The organism is Nonomuraea sp. NPDC050680, from assembly GCF_040654555.1.
Taxonomy (GTDB): Bacteria; Actinomycetota; Actinomycetes; order Streptosporangiales; family Streptosporangiaceae; genus Nonomuraea.
Genome location: NZ_JBFAIF010000002.1, coordinates 247,278 through 262,940 on the forward strand (window position 1 = coordinate 247,278; position 15,663 = coordinate 262,940).

Consider the following 15,663-nt stretch of genomic DNA (forward strand, 5'->3'; position numbering starts at 1 on the left):
CATATCCGTTAGCGCCCTTCCACCGGACTGCGGCACACTTGGCCCGTGCTGCTGACCATCACGACCACCGCCACTCCCGCCACCGACCTGGGTTTTCTCCTGCACAAGCATCCTGATCGGGTGCAGGAGTTCGACCGGTCGTTCGGCACGGCCACGGTCTTCTACCCGGAGTCGGGCGAGGGGCGCTGCACGGCCGCGCTGCTGCTCGAGGTCGATCCCATCGCGCTGGTCCGGTCACGCGGCAAGAACTCGCCCGACTTCAGCCTGTCCCAGTACGTCAACGACCGGCCCTACGCCGCCTCCTCGCTGCTGGCCGTGGCCCTGGGCGACGTCTTCCGCACCGCGCGGGCCGGGCGTTGCAAGGCCAGGCCGGACCTGCCGGGCCGGCCGATGCCGCTGGAGATCCGGCTGCCGGCGCTGCCCTGCCGCGGCGGCCCCGAGCTGGCGGTCCGGCTGTTCGAGCCGCTCGGCTGGACCGTCGAGGCGCGGGCCGTACCCCTGGACGAGGGCTTCCCCGAGTGGGGCGACTCGCGTTACGTCCGGCTGACGCTCAGCGGGACCGTCCGGCTGGCCGACGCGCTCAATCACCTGTACGTGCTGCTGCCCGTGCTCGACGACGGCAAGCACTACTGGATCGCGCCCGACGAGGTCGACAAGCTGGTCAGGGCCGGTGAGAGCTGGCTGTACGGGCACCCCGAGCGCGGCCTGATCATGCGCCGCTACCTGGGCCGCCGGTGGGCGCTGGCCCGGACGGCGCTGGCCAGGCTGGCCGAGCTGGGCGACGAGACCGAGGAGCAGCTGGAGCCAGCGGTCGACGAGGACGCGGCGGCGGGGGAGACCGCGGCCGACGAGGCGGCGGTCGCCGAGGCCGAGGCCCAGGGCGAGGCGCCGGAGGTCAAGCCGAAGGCGCTGAACGTCAGGCGGCGTGAAGCCGTACTGCAGACCCTGGAGGAGCTCGGCGCGACCAGCGTGCTCGACCTCGGCTGCGGGCAGGGCGAGCTGGTCGGCGCGCTGCTGGCCAGGCCCAGGTTCGCCAGGGTCGCCGGGATGGACGTCTCGGCCATGGCGCTCACCATCGCCGCGCGCAAGCTCAAGCTGGACCGGATGCCCGACGGCAAGCGGGCCAGGCTGACCCTGTTCCAGGGCGCGCTCACCTACACCGACAAGCGGCTGGCCGGCTATGACGCCGCCGTGCTCATGGAGGTGATCGAGCACGTCGACCCGCCGCGCCTGGCGGCGCTCGAACGCGTCGTGTTCGGCCATGCCCGGCCCCAGCACGTGCTCGTCACCACCCCGAACATCGAGTACAACCCCCGCTACGAGTTCCTGACCGGGTTGCGCCACCGCGACCACCGTTTCGAGTGGACCCGCGCCGAGTTCGCCGCGTGGGCCGATCGGGTGGCCGAGCAGTACGGATACCAGGTCACCTACAAGCCTGTCGGCGACGACGACCCCGAGGTCGGGCCGCCCACCCAGATGGGAGTGTTCACCCGATGAGCTCGGTCAACTCGGTGATCAGCGTCCCGGAGCTGTCCCTCGTGGTGCTCGTCGGCGTGTCGGGCAGCGGGAAGTCGACGTTCGCCGCCAAGCACTTCAAGCCGACGCAGGTCATCTCGTCCGACTTCTGCCGCGGCCTGGTCGCCGACGACGAGAACGACCAGTCGGCCACCCCCGCCGCGTTCGACCTGCTGCACCACATCGTCGGCGTACGCCTGGCCAGGGGGCTGTTCACCGTGGTCGACGCCACGAACGTCCAGTACGCCGCCCGCCGCAGCCTCATCGAGCTGGCCAAGAAGCACGACGTGCTGGCCGACGCGATCGTGCTGGACACGCCCGAGGAGGTGGCGATCGAGCGCAACGCCGGCCGCCCGAACCGTGACTTCGGGCCCGGCGTGGTGATCCGCCAGCGCAAGGACCTGCGCCGCTCGCTGGGCAAGATCTCCCGCGACGGCTTCAGGAAGGTGCACGTGCTGCGCGGGCTCGAGGACATCGAGAACGCGGAGCTGTCGTACGAGAAGGCGTGGACCGACAAGCGCGAGCTGACCGGCCCGTTCGACGTCATCGGCGACATCCACGGCTGCCGTTCGGAGCTGGAGACGCTGCTGGAGAGCCTGGGCTGGCAGATCGAGCGGGTCGAGGGCAAGGCGGTGGCCGCCCAGCACCCGGCCGGTCGTACGGCGGTGTTCGTCGGCGACCTGGTCGACCGCGGTCCCGACACGCCGGGCGTGCTCCGCCTGGTCATGGGCATGGTCGCGGCCGGCACCGCGATCTGCGTCTCGGGCAACCACGAGGCGAAGCTGGTGCGCGCGCTGAACGGCCGCAAGGTCACGGTCGCGCACGGCCTCCAGGAGTCGCTCGACCAGCTCGCCGCCGAGCCGCCGGAGTTCGTCGAGCGGGCCCGTACCTTCATGGAGGGCCTGATCAGCCACTACCGGCTCGACGGCGGCCGGCTCGTCGTCGCGCACGCCGGGCTCAAGGAGGCCTACCACGGCCGCGCGTCGGGCCGCGTCCGCTCTTTCGCTCTATATGGCGACACGACGGGCGAGACCGACGAGTACGGCCTGCCGGTCCGCTACCCCTGGGCCGAGGAGTACCGCGGCCGGGCCATGGTCGTCTACGGTCACACGCCCACGATCAAGGCCGAATGGGTCAACAACACGATCTGCCTCGACACCGGCTGCGTCTTCGGCGGCACGATGACCGCGCTGCGCTACCCGGAACGCGAGCTGGTCTCCGTCCCCGCCGAGAAGGTCTGGTACGAGTCGGTCAAGCCGCTCGGCGGCGGGCCGGCCCGCGACCCGGGCATGCTCGACATCGGCGACGTCCAGGGCACCAGGCACATCGAGACCCGGTTCGGCACCCGCGTCAAGGTGATGGAGGAGAACGCGGCCGCCGCCCTGGAGATCATGAGCAGGTTCGCCGTGGACCCGCGCTGGCTGGTCTACCTCCCGCCGACCATGGCCCCGCCCGAGACCTCCGCGCTCGAGGGCTACCTGGAGCACCCGCACGAGGCGTTCGAGGAGTTCGCCGCCGCCGGGGTGAGCGAGGTCGTGTGCGAGGAGAAGCACATGGGTTCGCGGGCCGTCGCCGTGCTCGCCAGGACTCCCGAGGTGGCCGCCGCCCGCTTCGGCGTGACCGACGGCTCCGCGGGCGCCGTCTACACGCGTACCGGGCGCCCGTTCTTCGACGACATGGCGCCGCTGGTGGAGCGGCTGCGCGAGGCGTGCGAGCCGCTCTGGGCCGAGCTCGGCTCCGACTGGGTGGTGCTCGACTGCGAGCTGCTGCCCTGGTCGGCCAAGGCGGGCGAGCTGATCAGGAGCCAGTACGCCTCCGTCGGCGCGGCGGCGCGGGCGGCGCTGCCCGAGGCGGTGTCAGCGCTGGAGGCGGCCGCCGGGCGCGGGCTGGATGTGGGCGGGCTGCTCGCCCGCACTCGACGCCGCACGGACAACGCTGCCCTGTTCCGCGACGCCTATGCGCGTTACTGCTGGCCGGTCGACGGCCTGGAGGGGGTACGGGTGGCGCCGTTCCAGATCCTGGCCTGCGAAGGCCGGGCCACGGCGCTGGAGCCGCACGCCTGGCACCTGGCCAAGCTCGCCCTGCTGGACTCGCCGCTGATCACCCCCACCCGGCACCTGTTCGTCTCGCTCGACTCGCCGCAGTCGCGGGCCGGGGCGGTCGAGTGGTGGTCGTCGCTCACGGCGGCGGGCGGCGAGGGCATGGTGGTCAAACCCGCCCAGTACGTGGCGGGGCGGGTCCAGCCCGGAGTCAAGGTGCGCGGCCGCGAATACCTGCGGATCATCTACGGCCCCGACTACACCGAGTCGCTCGACGTGCTGCGCAGGCGTTTCCTCGGCAAGAAGCGGTCCATGGCGCTGCGCGAGTACGCGCTCGGCCTGGAGGCCCTCTCGCGCCTGGCCGACGGCGACGCGGGTTGGCGGGTCCACGAGCCGGTTTTCGCGGTACTCGCCCTGGAATCCGAGCCGGTGGACCCTCGGCTCTAGTTTTGGGTAATCATGGCCGTACGTGGAGTGACTACGGGTAAATCCCCATTTCGGGGAGGAGGCCCGCATGGCTACTCAGTCCGGCCACCAGGAGAACCTTGGCCACGTCGTCTTCATCACGGCGGCGGCGGCCATCGGCGGGTTCCTGTTCGGCTACGACAGCGCCGTGATCAACGGCGCTGTCGTCGGGATCCAGAAGTACTTCCGCGTCGGCCCGGTGGAGATCGGGATCGTGGTGGCCATCGCGCTGCTCGGCTCCGCCATCGGCGCCTGGATCGCGGGCCGGTTGGCCGACCTGTGGGGACGTACCAGGACCATGCAGGTGGCGGCCATCCTGTTCTCCGCCAGCTCGATCGGGCAGATGCTGCCGTTCGCCCTGTGGGACCTGGCCTTCTGGCGGATCCTGGCGGGTATCGCGATCGGGATGGCCTCGGTGCTCGGCCCGACCTACATCGCCGAGGTGTCGCCGCCCGCCTACCGGGGGCGGCTCGGCTCCTTCCAGCAGTTGGCGATCGTGCTGGGCATCGCGGTCTCGCAGCTGGTCAACTACGTCTTCGCCCGGCTGGCCGGGGGTGACGTCAACAACCAGCTGTGGGGGCTGGAGGCGTGGCAGTGGATGCTGGGCGCCTGCGTCGTGCCGGCCCTGCTGTACCTGCTGTTCGCCTCGACCATCCCCGAGTCGCCCCGGTATCTGATCGCGGCCGGACGGATCAGGCAGGCCCGTACGGTGCTGACCGAGGTCGAGGGCGAGGACGTCGACCTGGACGCCCGGGTGGCGGAGATCCAGCATGTCCTCAGGAGCGAGCAGCGGCCCACGATCAGGGAGCTGCGCGGACCCGCGCTCGGGCTGCTGCCGATCGTCTGGATCGGCATCGCCCTGTCGGTCTTCCAGCAGTTCGTCGGCATCAACGTGATCTTCTACTACTCGTCGGTGCTCTGGCAGTCGGTGGGCGTCACCCAGGCCAACTCGCTGCTGATCAGCTTCTCCAGCTCGGTGATCAACATCATCGGCACGTTCATCGCGATCTCGCTGGTGGACAAGATCGGGCGCAAGCCGCTGCTGCTCATCGGCTCGGCGGGCATGGCCATCTCGCTGGGCACGGCCGCATGGGCTTTCTCCTACGCCCGCGGACTCAGCCTGCCCTCCCCGCAGGGCCCCATCGCGCTGGTCGCGGCCAACGTGTTCGTGCTGTTCTTCGCGCTGTCGTGGGGTGTCGTGGTGTGGGTGCTCCTGGGGGAGATGTTCCCCAACCGCATCCGGGCCGCCGCCCTGGGGGTGGCCGCCTCGGCACAGTGGATCGCGAACTGGGCGATCACGGTGTCGTTCCCGGCTCTGTCGAAGTGGAACCTGCCTCTGACGTACGCCATGTACTCCTTCTTCGCCGTGCTGTCGTTCCTGTTCGTCGCCAAGTTCGTCAGGGAGACCAAGGGGCGCAAGCTCGAGGAGATGGGTTAACGTCCGGCGCGTGATCGGCGACCTGCTCGGTCCCTCGCTCGACGTGCTGCTCCGCGGGATCAACCCTGGCCTGATGCCGGAGCCCTCCCCGCGAGCGCTTCGCGCACCACCACACGGTCTTTTTCCTTCTCGACCTGCGACAACTGCTGGTACGGCAGTTTCTGCTCGGGCGGGGCCCACTCACCGTTGCGCCGAAGCCAGGCGTCGTGCACGCTCTCGCTGGCGGATTCCATGAATTCCTCGCTCTTGAGATCGGCTCCGCGCTTGCTCGCGTCATCCACCAATCGGACCGCCACGGTCGCCGACTCCTTGTTCTCCTTCTGCCAGTCGGCCGGCAGGTCCTTGTATCGGGTATTGGCGATGTCGACCTGATCGGTGCCGCGCCTTTTGATCCATGCCTGGTCTGCTGTCGTCTTGACCCGCGGCTCGTAGCCTCCTCCGGGCAACCGGCGGGGAGCGCGCCAGGCGTCATGGAGGCGGTCGGCCACAGCGTCGATCCTGCGAGCCTGCGAGGTCTTGAACAGGCTCATGAAGATGCGTCCGGCGCGGCTCAGGGCGTTACGGAGCATGGCGATGAACCGCCCGCCCATGGCCGCGAGGCGAGGGAGAAGGTGGGGGGCGAAGGCGATGGCGACCCCGGCGGCGACCGCCACGCTTGCGAGCAGACCCCCGACCCACTCGATGATGCCTTTGGAGATGCGCAGGTTGCCGGCGCCGCCGGCTCCTCGCTGCTCTCGCCCATCCGATCGAGATGGGCCCGCTGCGCCGCCCGTACGGCGATGACGATCTGCCCGGCCAGCTCCTGCGAGCCCAATCGCAGCGCCCGGGGGTCAAGGCGAAGCGCTGTCAGCAGGCCATCAGCGCAGACATCCGCGCTTACTTGCCCGTCTGCGGCCTCACCGACGACGTTCATGTTGATACGCCCGGTGGAAGCGGTCACGTGATACCTCCGAACTCATCCATTCAGCATGATCGACTTTCTAGGACGGTACCGGAGCCGAAGGCGCGAGCTTGAGGAGATGGGCTAGCCTCCGGTGCGTGATTGACGACGTGCTCGGTCCCTCGGTCGAGGTGTTGTTCTGCGGGATCAATCCCGGGCTGATGTCGGAGGCCACCGGTCATCACTTCGCCCGCCCCGGCAACCGGTTCTGGCCCGCGCTGCATCTGTCCGGGTTCACGCCCCGGCTGCTCGCCCCCGCCGAGCAGCACCTTCTGCCGTCGTACGGGCTGGGCATCACGAACGTGGTCGCCCGGCCCAGCGCCAAGGCCTCGGAGCTGACCCGTGAGGAGCTGATCGAGGGCGGGGCCCGGCTGGCCGGGCTGGTGGCTTCGGTGCGGCCCCGGGCGCTGGCCGTCCTGGGGATCTCGGCGTACCGGACGGCTTTCGCCCGGCCGAAGGCGCGGATCGGCCCCCAGCCCGAGCCGGTGGGCGGCACGCCGGTGTGGGTGCTGCCGAACCCGAGCGGCCTCAACGCCCACTGGAACCTGGCCGGCATCGCCGCCGAATTGCGGCTGCTGCGCGAGCAGATCGGGCGGCCTTCGCGTAACTCTTGACGATCTCAGAGCTCGATCCCTACTATCGGGTAGCTCTTTAATGATCAACGCAATCCCCGTTTACGGTTCAACCACTTCCAGGTATGCGGAAGTGGGCTTCGCCGTAGCCTCGTAGGGAAATATCGCATGACAGATGACTATGACGTCGTCATAGTCGGCGCAAGCATTTCCGGGTGCGCCGGCGCGATACTGTTCGCGAATCTGGGAGCTCGCGTCGCGCTCTTGGAAAAGCATTCCGGCATGGACGCGTACAAGGTGTTGTGCACCCATACGCTGCAACCGAGTTGCCTGCCGGTCATCAAGACGCTGGGCCTGCTGCCCCTGCTCGAAGAGGCCGGGGCGCACCGGCACGTCACCCACCTGTGGACGCCCTGGGGCTGGATCGAGCCGCGAGCCGAGCCCGGCGCGGAGCCGCTTGCGCACGGACTCAACATCCGGCGCCAGACCCTGGACCCCTTGCTCCGGCGGCTCGCCGCCGAGACACCGGGAGTCGACCTCCGGCTCGGCCAGAACGTCAACGGGCTCCTGGAGGAGGACGGCCGCGTCACCGGAGTCCGTGTCACCGCGAACGGCGTGGAGACCCGGCTGACGGCGCGGCTGGTCGTGGGCGCGGACGGGCGCAACTCGACCGTGGGCGCCCTCAGCGGGCTGCCCGTCAGGCTGAGCGCCAACAACCGGCTGGGCTTCTTCGCCCAGTACCGTGGCCTGCCGGAAGACGCGCCGAGCCGGGTGTGGTTCCTCGACCCGGACACCGCCTTCGCCTTCCCCAACGACGAGGGCGTCACCGTGATCGCCTGCTCGCCCAGCAAGGAACGGCACAGCTCCGCCTTCCGCGCCGACCGGGAAGGCAGCTTCGAACGGTTCGTCCGCGCCCTGCCCGACGCGCCCCGCATCGACGAGGCCGAACGCGTCTCCAAGATCGTCGGGACGCTCGACCTGCCCAACGTCTACCGCAAGCCGTACGGACCGGGACTCGCCCTGGTCGGCGACGCGGCCCTGGCCACCGACCCGCTGTGGGGAGTCGGGTGCGGCTGGGCGTTCCAGTCCGCGCAGTGGCTGGTGGACGCGGTCGGGGGCGCCGTGGCGGGCCAGGGCGACGTGCTGCCGGGCCTGGCGGAATACGGCAGAACGCACCGCGCGGCGCTGGACGGCCATCACAAGCTGATGGAGGACTATTCGGCCGTGCGGCCGTTCAACGTCTTCGAGCGGCTGCTGCTTTCCGCGGCGGCCCGCGACGCCGGGGCGGCCAGGCACTATTACGACTTCGCCTCCCGGCTCATCGATGTCAAACAGTTCGCGTCACCGGGCTCGCTGCTGCGCGCGGCGCGGGTCAACGCATTCCACCGCCTCCGCAGCGGCAAAACGAATTCGATTTGAGGACGGCCCGTGACTTCTCGTATCGCTGTAGTAGGAATGGCATGCCGTTTTCCGGACGCCGCCACCGCCGGTGAGCTGTGGGACAACGCGCTGGCGGGCCGCAGGTCGTTCCGGCGGCTGCCCCCGGAACGCATCCGGCTGTCCGACTACTGGTCCGCGGACCGTTCGGCGCCCGACCACTTCTACACGACCGAGGCGGCGCTGTTACGCGACTGGGAGTTCGACCGGCTGCGCTTCAAGGTGGCCGGTACGACCTTCCGCAACACCGACATGGTGCACTGGCTCGCCCTGGAGGTGGCCGCCGAGGCGCTCGCCGACGCCGGGTTCCCCGACGGCAAGGGCGCGCCGCACGAGACCACCGGCGTGGTCATCGGCAACTCGCTCACCGGCGAGGGCCAGCGCGCGGCCGGGATCAGGCTGCGCTGGCCGTACGTACGCCGCATCGTCGCCAACGCCCTGGAGGGCAAGCTGGACGCCGAGCAGCTCACCGAGCTGCTCGGCCGGATGGAGCACGACTACAAGGCGCCGTTCCCGGTGCCCGACGGCGACTACCTGGCCGGCGGCCTGTCCAACACGATCGCCGGACGCATCTGCAACCACTTCGACCTCAACGGCGGCGGCTACGCCGTCGACGGAGCCTGCGCCTCGTCGCTGCTGGCGCTCACCACCTCCTGCAACGCACTGGTCTCCGGCGACCTCGACGTCGCGGTGGCCGGCGGGGTGGACATCAGTATCGACCCGAACGAGCTGATCGGCTTCTCCAGGGCCGGCGCGCTCGCCGTCGACGAGATGCGCGTCTACGATCAGCGCTCCGCCGGTTTCTGGCCCGGTGAGGGCTCCGGCATGGTCGTGCTGATGCGCGAGGAGGACGCCGTCGCCAGAGGCCACCGCGTCCACGCCCTCATCGCCGGCTGGGGCGTCTCCTCCGACGGCGCGGGCGGGATCACCCGGCCGGAGTCCGACGGCCAGCGGCTCTGCCTCGACCGCGCCTACGAGCGCGCCGGGTTCGGCATCGAGGAGGTGCCGTACTTCGAAGGGCACGGCACCGGCACCGCCGTCGGCGACGCCGCGGAGCTGGAGACTATCTCCGAGGCGCGAAAGGCGGCCGCTCCGGCCGCGCGGCCCGCCGTCATCGGCTCGATCAAGGCGAACATCGGTCACACGAAGGCGGCCGCCGGCATGGCCGGCCTGATCAAGGCGGTCATGGCGGTCAACAGCGCGGTGCTGCCGCCGACCACCGGCTGCGAACGGCCCCACAAGATCCTCTCCGGCGACTCCCCGGCCCTGCGTACCCTCCGCAAGGCCGAACCGTGGCCGCAGGACGCGCCGCTGCGCGCGGGCGTCAGCGCCATGGGCTTCGGCGGCATCAACACGCACGTGGTGATCGAGTCCCCGCGCCGGCGCCGGCCCCGCCTGGACGGGCGTACCCGGACGCTCATGAACTCCCCTCAGGACGTGGAGCTGTTCTGCCTGGACGCCGACTCGCCGGCCGACCTGCGGCAGGAGGCGGAGCGCCTCGCCGAGATCGCGGTCGGCCTGTCCCGGTCCGAGCTGCCCGACCTCGCCGCGTACCTGGCCCGGAAGATCGGCCGCAGGCCGCGCCGCGCCGCGGTGGTCGCCGGCACGCCCGCCGTGCTCGCCGAGCGGCTGCGGCAGGTCGCCGAGCTGGCCGGGCAGGGCACGGAACGGCACCTCGACAGCGCGGCCGGGGTCTTCCTCGGCACGCTCGGCGAGCTGCCGCGCATCGTGCTGATGTTCCCCGGCCAGGGCTCCGGCACCCGCGCCGACGGGGGCGCGCTGCGCCGCCGCTTCGACTCGGTCGACGAGCTGTACGAGATGGCGGCCCTGCCCACCGGCGGCGACCAGGTCGAGACGGCCGTCGCCCAGCCGCGCATCGTGACCGCCTCGGTGGCCGGGCTGCGGGTGCTGTCCGAGCTGGGCGTCGAGGCCGGGACCGCGGTCGGGCACAGCCTCGGTGAGCTCGTCGCGCTGCACTGGGCCGGCTCGTTCGACGAGGCCGCGGCGCTGCGGATCGCCGCCGCCCGGGGCCGGGCGATGAGCGAGTTGTCGGAGAGCGGCGGCGCGATGGCCAGCGTCACGGCGGACCACGACACCGTGGCCGCGCTGCTCGGCGACGATCCCGTGGTCGTGGCCGGCCTGAACTCCCCGCGCCAGACCGTGGTGTCGGGCCCCGCCGAGGCGGTGACCCGGGTCGTCGAGCGGGCCACCCGCCAGGGCCTGTCGGCTGTCAGGCTGCCCGTCTCGCACGCCTTCCACTCGCGGCTGGTCGCCCCGGCCGCCGACGTCTTCGCGGGCCGGCTGGCCGAAGAGCGGCCCGAGCCCGTCGGCCGGCACGTCATCTCGACCGTGACCGGCGCCCCGGTCGTGGGCGAGCCGCTCGAACTGCTGCGCGAGCAGATCACCGCGCCGGTCCGCTTCATCGAGGCGCTCACGGTGGCGGCCAAGGACGCGGACCTGCTCATCGAGGTGGGACCCGGCCTGGTCCTGACCCAGCTGGCGCGCGACATCGTCGACGTACCGGCCGTCGCCACGCGTACGGACGACGACTCCCTGTCCGGCATCCTGCAGACGCTGGGCGCGGCGTTCGCCGTCGGCGCCGGGGTGAAGGTCGGCGAGCTGTTCGAGGATCGCTTCACCCGCGCCTTCGATCCGGCCGCCATCCCGACCTTCATCACCAACCTGTGCGAGGTCGTCCCGGAGATCGACTCAGCTCTGCTGGTCAGCGCCACCGCTCCGGCGACCGCCCCCTCTTCCACGGCCGAGCCCACCGGGGACCCGCTTCTCCTGCTGCGCCGGCTGGTCGCCGAGCACGCCGAGTTCCCGCTGGAGGCGGTGCAGGCGGACAGCAAGTTCCTGGACGACCTGCACCTCAGCTCGATCGTGGTGGGCGAGCTCGTCGGCGAGGCCATGCGCCGGCTCGGGCTGTCCGAGCCCGCCGCGCCCACCGGGTACGCCACCGCGACGCTGGGCCAGGTCGCCGAGACGCTGGAGCAGCTGGTCGCGACGGGCGAAGCCCCGGCCGAGGACGCCGAGACGGCGGCGGCCCGCATCGTGCCGCCCGGCATCGCGCCCTGGGTGCACAGCTTCGCCGTCGGGCGACGCGAGAGCATCTCGTCGGGCCGTACGATGCCGCGCAACCAGGGCACCTGGCAGGTCATCGGCGAGCATCCCGCCGCCGACGCCGTCCGGACCGCGCTCGAAGCGGCGGCCACCGGTACCGGCGTCCTGGTCGTCCTCCCCTCGGGCCCGCGTGCCGAGCGGCTGGCGGTGCTGCGCGCCGCCGCCGAGGCGGTGCTCGCGGGAAAGCTCGCGGGCAAGGAAGTGACCCGCTGCGCGATCGTCCAGGAGGAACCCGGCGGGGCCGGCTTCGCCAAGAGCCTGCACCTGGAGGCGCCCTGGGTCGCCACCACCGTCGTGACCCTCCCGCTCGACGCGGCCGAGGCGCCCGCGCGGATCACCGCGGAGGTCGCCGCGACCGACCGCTTCAAGGAGGTCTTCTACGACGCCGACGGCATCGGTACGGAGCCCGTCCTGACGCCGGTGGAGCTCAACGGCACCGAGCTGCCGCTCGGCCCCGACGACGTGCTGCTCGTCACCGGCGGCGGCAAGGGCATCACGGCCGAGTGCGCGCTGAGCCTGGCCAAGGAGACGGGCACCCGGCTGGCCCTGCTCGGCCGATCCGATCCGGAAGAGGACAGCGAACTCGCCGCCAACCTGGAGCGGATGGCGGCCACCGGAGTGACCGCCCGCTACGTGCGCGCCGACGTCACCGACGGGGAACAGGTGGCCGAAGCGGTCGCCGCGATCGAACGGCACCTCGGCAAGGTCACCGGCGTCCTCCACGGAGCCGGCGGCAACGTGCCCAAGCTGCTCGGGGAGCTCACCGACGCCGACTACGCCGCCACGATCGACCCCAAGGTCGAGGGGCTCGAAGCGGTGCTCGCCGCCGTCGGCACCGGCGCGCTGAAGCTGCTCGTCACGTTCGGCAGCATCACCGGGCGGGCCGGGCTGCGGGGGGAGGCCCATTACGCCATAGCCAACGAGTGGCAGAGCGACCTCGTCGAACGGCTCGCGCGCGAGCTGCCGCACTGCCGGTGCCGGGCCGTGGAGTGGTCTTTGTGGTCGGGTGTCGGCATGGGGGAGCGGCTCGGCTCGGTGGAGAGCCTCGCCCGGGTGGGCGTCACCACCATCACGCCCGACCAGGGGGTGGCCATGCTCCGCGAGCTGATCGCCGACCCTGGCGCGCCCGTCGTCACCGTGGTCACCGGCCGGTTCGGCGAGATGCCGACGGTGACCTTCAGCGCCGGGACCTTCAGTGCAGGGACCTTCAGCGAGGGGGCCTTCAGCGCCGGGACCTTCGGCGCCGATTCGGAGGGGACTTCCCGCGTCGGCGGGGGTGGGAGCGATGATCTGCCGTTGCTCCGCTTCCTGGAGCAGCCGCGCGTCCACTACCCCGGCATCGAGCTCGTCGCCGACTCCGAGGTGAGCTGGGCCAGCGATCCCTACCTCGCCGAGCACGTCTTCGGCGGCGGGGAAGGGGCGGTCCTGCCGGGCACGGTGGGCATGGAGATCATGGCTCAGGCCGCGGCCGGCCTGCTCGGCACGGACACCGTGCCGGTCCTGGAGGACGTCGAATTCCTCCGGGCCATCGTCGTGGCCGAGGACGCCCCGGTGACGGTACGGGTGGCGGCGCTGCGTAGCGGGCCGGGGCGGGTCGTCACCGCGGTCCGTACGAGTACCACCAAATTCCAGATCGACCACTTCCGGGCGGTTTGCGACTACTCCGGCGCCCAGCCTCTCAGGCACGCCGGCGACTACTGCGGGGTTAAGCCCGAGACCCTCGGGCTCGCCCGGCCCGACGACGTGGCGCTGCCGCCGCTGGCCTTCGACCCCGCGACGGACCTCTACGGGCCGATGCTCTTCCACGGCCCGCGCTTCAAGCTGGTCGAGAGCGTCCACCGCACCGGCGCCCAGCACGTCACGGGCCGGCTCCTGGCGGGCACCGGCTCCTCCTGGTTCGGGCGGTATCTGCCCGATCGGCTGCTGCTCGGCGACCCGGCCGCCCGAGACGCCTACATGCAGCCGATGCAGACCTGCGGGCCGACCGTACTGGCCATCCCCGCGGGAGTGGAGCGCATCGTGCCGGGCCCGTCGACCGGCGCGCAGCCGACCGACGTCTACATCCGGCACCGCTTCGACGACAAGTGCTGGGACATCGAGGTCACCAACCGCGACGGCGACGTCATCGAGACCTGGCAGGGCTTCCGGACGCAGCTGGTCAGCAAGTACGAGGTGCCCCGCGAGTGGGTCCCCATGCTGCTCGGCTCGTACCTGGAACACGTGCTCATCGAGCAGAACCTGGCCGGCCGCGTCCTGTTCGACGCGGACGGCGACGGGCTGGAGCGGCGGCAGGCCAGCCGGCTGGCGATCCAGCGGCTGTTCGGGGCCGAGGCCGAGGTCGTCTGGCGCCCGGACGGCAAGCCTGAGGTGCTGGGCGGAGACACCGTGTCGATCGCGCACTCGGCGGGCGTCACCATGGCGACCACCACTCCGGGGTGCGATCTGGAGACGGTCACGCCCCGGAGCAGGCAGACCTGGTCGTCACTGCTCGGCGTCGACCGGCTCACGCTGGCCGAGGCCGTCGCGGACGAGACCGGGGAGGACTTCGACACCGCCGCCACACGGGTCTGGACGGCCGCCGAGTGCCTGGTGAAGGCGGGGCGTCCGGTCGACGCCGCGGTGACGTTCGACTCGGCGCGGGAAGGCGGCTGGGTGGGGCTCGTCGCCGGTGATGACCGGATCCTGACGATGTCCACCAGGCTGCGCGGTGTGGCGGCCCCCGTCGTCCTCGCGATCCTGGCCGCGACCGACCCGAACGCCGGCAAGGCGGGTGAGCTCCGATGAGCGGGGACGCGTACGAGTACCGCCACGTCGTGGGCATCGAGGACACTGACCTGCTGGGCAACGTCAACTACGTCAACTACATCCGCTGGCAGGGTCGAGCCCGGGAGATGTTCCTGCGGGACTTCGTCCCCGACGTGGTGGCCGGTTTCGCCGACGGGGTACGCCTGCTGACCGTGAGCTGCCACTGCGACTACCTGCGGGAACTGGCGGTCTTCGACGAGGTGGTCATCAGAATGCGTCAGGGAGAGCTGGGACAGACCCAGTCGGTGATGACCTACGAGTACTGGCGTCAGCTCCCGGACGGAGGAGAGGAACTGGTCGCCACCGGAGAGCAGCGGATCGCCTGCGTGCGTCCCGACGAGAACGGCCACCTGGTTCCGGCCCGAATCCCGGAGCAGATGCGGCGCCTGCTCGAACAGGTACGCGGCCCGCGCCGTTGATCTTTGATCCTTTATGCCGAAGGAGTGTCGATGCACGCTGTTTCCGCCACCGCCCGCTGGACGGCCGCCGCCAGGGCGAAGGAGTCGCGACGCGACGACGCGATCTTCACCGACCACCTGGCCGAGGACCTCGCCGGAGGGGAGGGCGCGACCCTCTTCGCCCGCTACGACAACCCGGGCGTCGGCGAGTTCATCGCCATCCGGACCCGCTATCTGGACGACGTGATCTCCGTACGCTCCGGCCTCGGACAGGTCGTGCTGCTGGCGGCCGGCCTGGACACGCGCTCCGTACGGCTGCCGTGGGCTCCGGGGACCGTGCTGTACGAGATCGACCAGGCTGACCTGCTGGAGGAGAAGGACAAACGGCTCGCCGAACTCGGTGCCCAGCACCGCTGCGCCCGGCGGGCCGTCGGCGCCGACCTGACCGGCGCCTGGCCGCAGGCGCTTCGGGAGGCCGGCTGGGATCCGGCGGCGCCGACCCTGTGGGTGGTGGAGGGGCTGCTGTTCTACATGCCGGAGCCCGACGCTCGCCAGCTGGTGGAGCTTGTCGCGGAGATCACGGCTCCGGGAAGCGTGCTCGCCGGGGATCTGCTCAGCCATCAGTCGATGATCAGCGAGTTCTCGGCGGAAGGGCTGCGCAGGCTGACGGAGGACGGCTGCCCGTGGCTGTTCGGCACCGACGAGCCGGAGGAGTTCCTGGCCGGGTGCGGCTGGCGGGTCACAGAGCTGAAGACCCCGGGGGAGGAGGGCGCCTCCTACGGCCGGTGGCCGTGGGATCCGCCGCTGCCCCGGGACGTCATGGGCTTCCCTCGGAACTTCCTGTTCATCGCGGACCACTGACGTACGTGCTTTTCGCGGCCCGCCGACCAGCATGATCGTGGGGTGATCGGGTGATCACGTTCGGTGCCGA

At 71.1% G+C, this 15,663-nt stretch carries 9 protein-coding genes; 8 read left to right on the forward strand and 1 reads right to left on the reverse strand.

The features are described from left to right. Nucleotides 1–45 precede the first annotated feature (45 nt). The 3 genes from AB0H88_RS07695 (at nt 46) to AB0H88_RS07705 (ending at nt 5,457) form a co-directional block, all read left to right on the forward strand. On the forward strand, nt 46–1,497 hold the full coding sequence (locus tag AB0H88_RS07695) for a 3' terminal RNA ribose 2'-O-methyltransferase Hen1 (RefSeq protein WP_357642489.1): 1,452 nt from the start codon (nt 46–48) through the stop codon (nt 1,495–1,497). Next, nucleotides 1,494–4,001 (forward strand): polynucleotide kinase-phosphatase, encoded by a 2,508-nt coding sequence (locus AB0H88_RS07700; RefSeq protein ID WP_357642490.1) that lies wholly within the window; start codon nt 1,494–1,496, stop codon nt 3,999–4,001. Before AB0H88_RS07695 ends, AB0H88_RS07700 begins: the two co-directional genes overlap by 4 nt. A gap of 67 nt (nt 4,002–4,068) precedes the next feature. Continuing rightward, the gene (locus AB0H88_RS07705; RefSeq protein ID WP_357642491.1) at nt 4,069–5,457 is read left to right on the forward strand and encodes a sugar porter family MFS transporter; all 1,389 of its coding nucleotides are present in this window, start codon (nt 4,069–4,071) and stop codon (nt 5,455–5,457) included. 59 nt (nt 5,458–5,516) lie between these two features. Here the strand turns inward: AB0H88_RS07705 and AB0H88_RS07710 are convergent, their stop codons facing one another. Next, the gene (locus tag AB0H88_RS07710; protein ID WP_357642492.1) at nt 5,517–6,110 is read right to left on the reverse strand and encodes a hypothetical protein; all 594 of its coding nucleotides are present in this window, start codon (nt 6,108–6,110) and stop codon (nt 5,517–5,519) included. Nucleotides 6,111–6,495: 385 nt separating this feature from the next. On the opposite strand from AB0H88_RS07710, the gene mug reads away from it, so the two are divergent. The 5 genes from mug to AB0H88_RS07735 all read left to right on the forward strand — a co-directional run bounded on the left by mug (nt 6,496) and on the right by AB0H88_RS07735 (nt 15,593). Further along, entirely contained in the window at nt 6,496–7,011 is a 516-nt protein-coding gene (mug, locus tag AB0H88_RS07715) for a G/U mismatch-specific DNA glycosylase (RefSeq protein WP_357642493.1), read from the forward strand. A 126-nt stretch (nt 7,012–7,137) separates the two neighbouring features. Next, nucleotides 7,138–8,388, forward strand: coding sequence for an NAD(P)/FAD-dependent oxidoreductase (locus tag AB0H88_RS07720; RefSeq protein ID WP_357642494.1), 1,251 nt, complete (start codon nt 7,138–7,140; stop codon nt 8,386–8,388). Between the two features lie 9 nt (nt 8,389–8,397). Continuing rightward, complete coding sequence (locus tag AB0H88_RS07725; RefSeq protein ID WP_357642495.1) at nt 8,398–14,313, forward strand: type I polyketide synthase; 5,916 nt, start codon at nt 8,398–8,400, stop codon at nt 14,311–14,313. Then, a complete protein-coding gene (locus AB0H88_RS07730; protein WP_225289254.1) occupies nt 14,310–14,753 on the forward strand; it encodes an acyl-CoA thioesterase in 444 nt (147 codons plus the stop codon). Before AB0H88_RS07725 ends, AB0H88_RS07730 begins: the two co-directional genes overlap by 4 nt. 30 nt (nt 14,754–14,783) lie before the next feature. Then, nucleotides 14,784–15,593 carry an SAM-dependent methyltransferase gene (locus AB0H88_RS07735; protein ID WP_357642496.1) on the forward strand — a complete coding sequence of 270 codons (810 nt, stop codon included), beginning with the start codon at nt 14,784–14,786 and terminating at the stop codon, nt 15,591–15,593. Nucleotides 15,594–15,663: the final 70 nt, after the last annotated feature.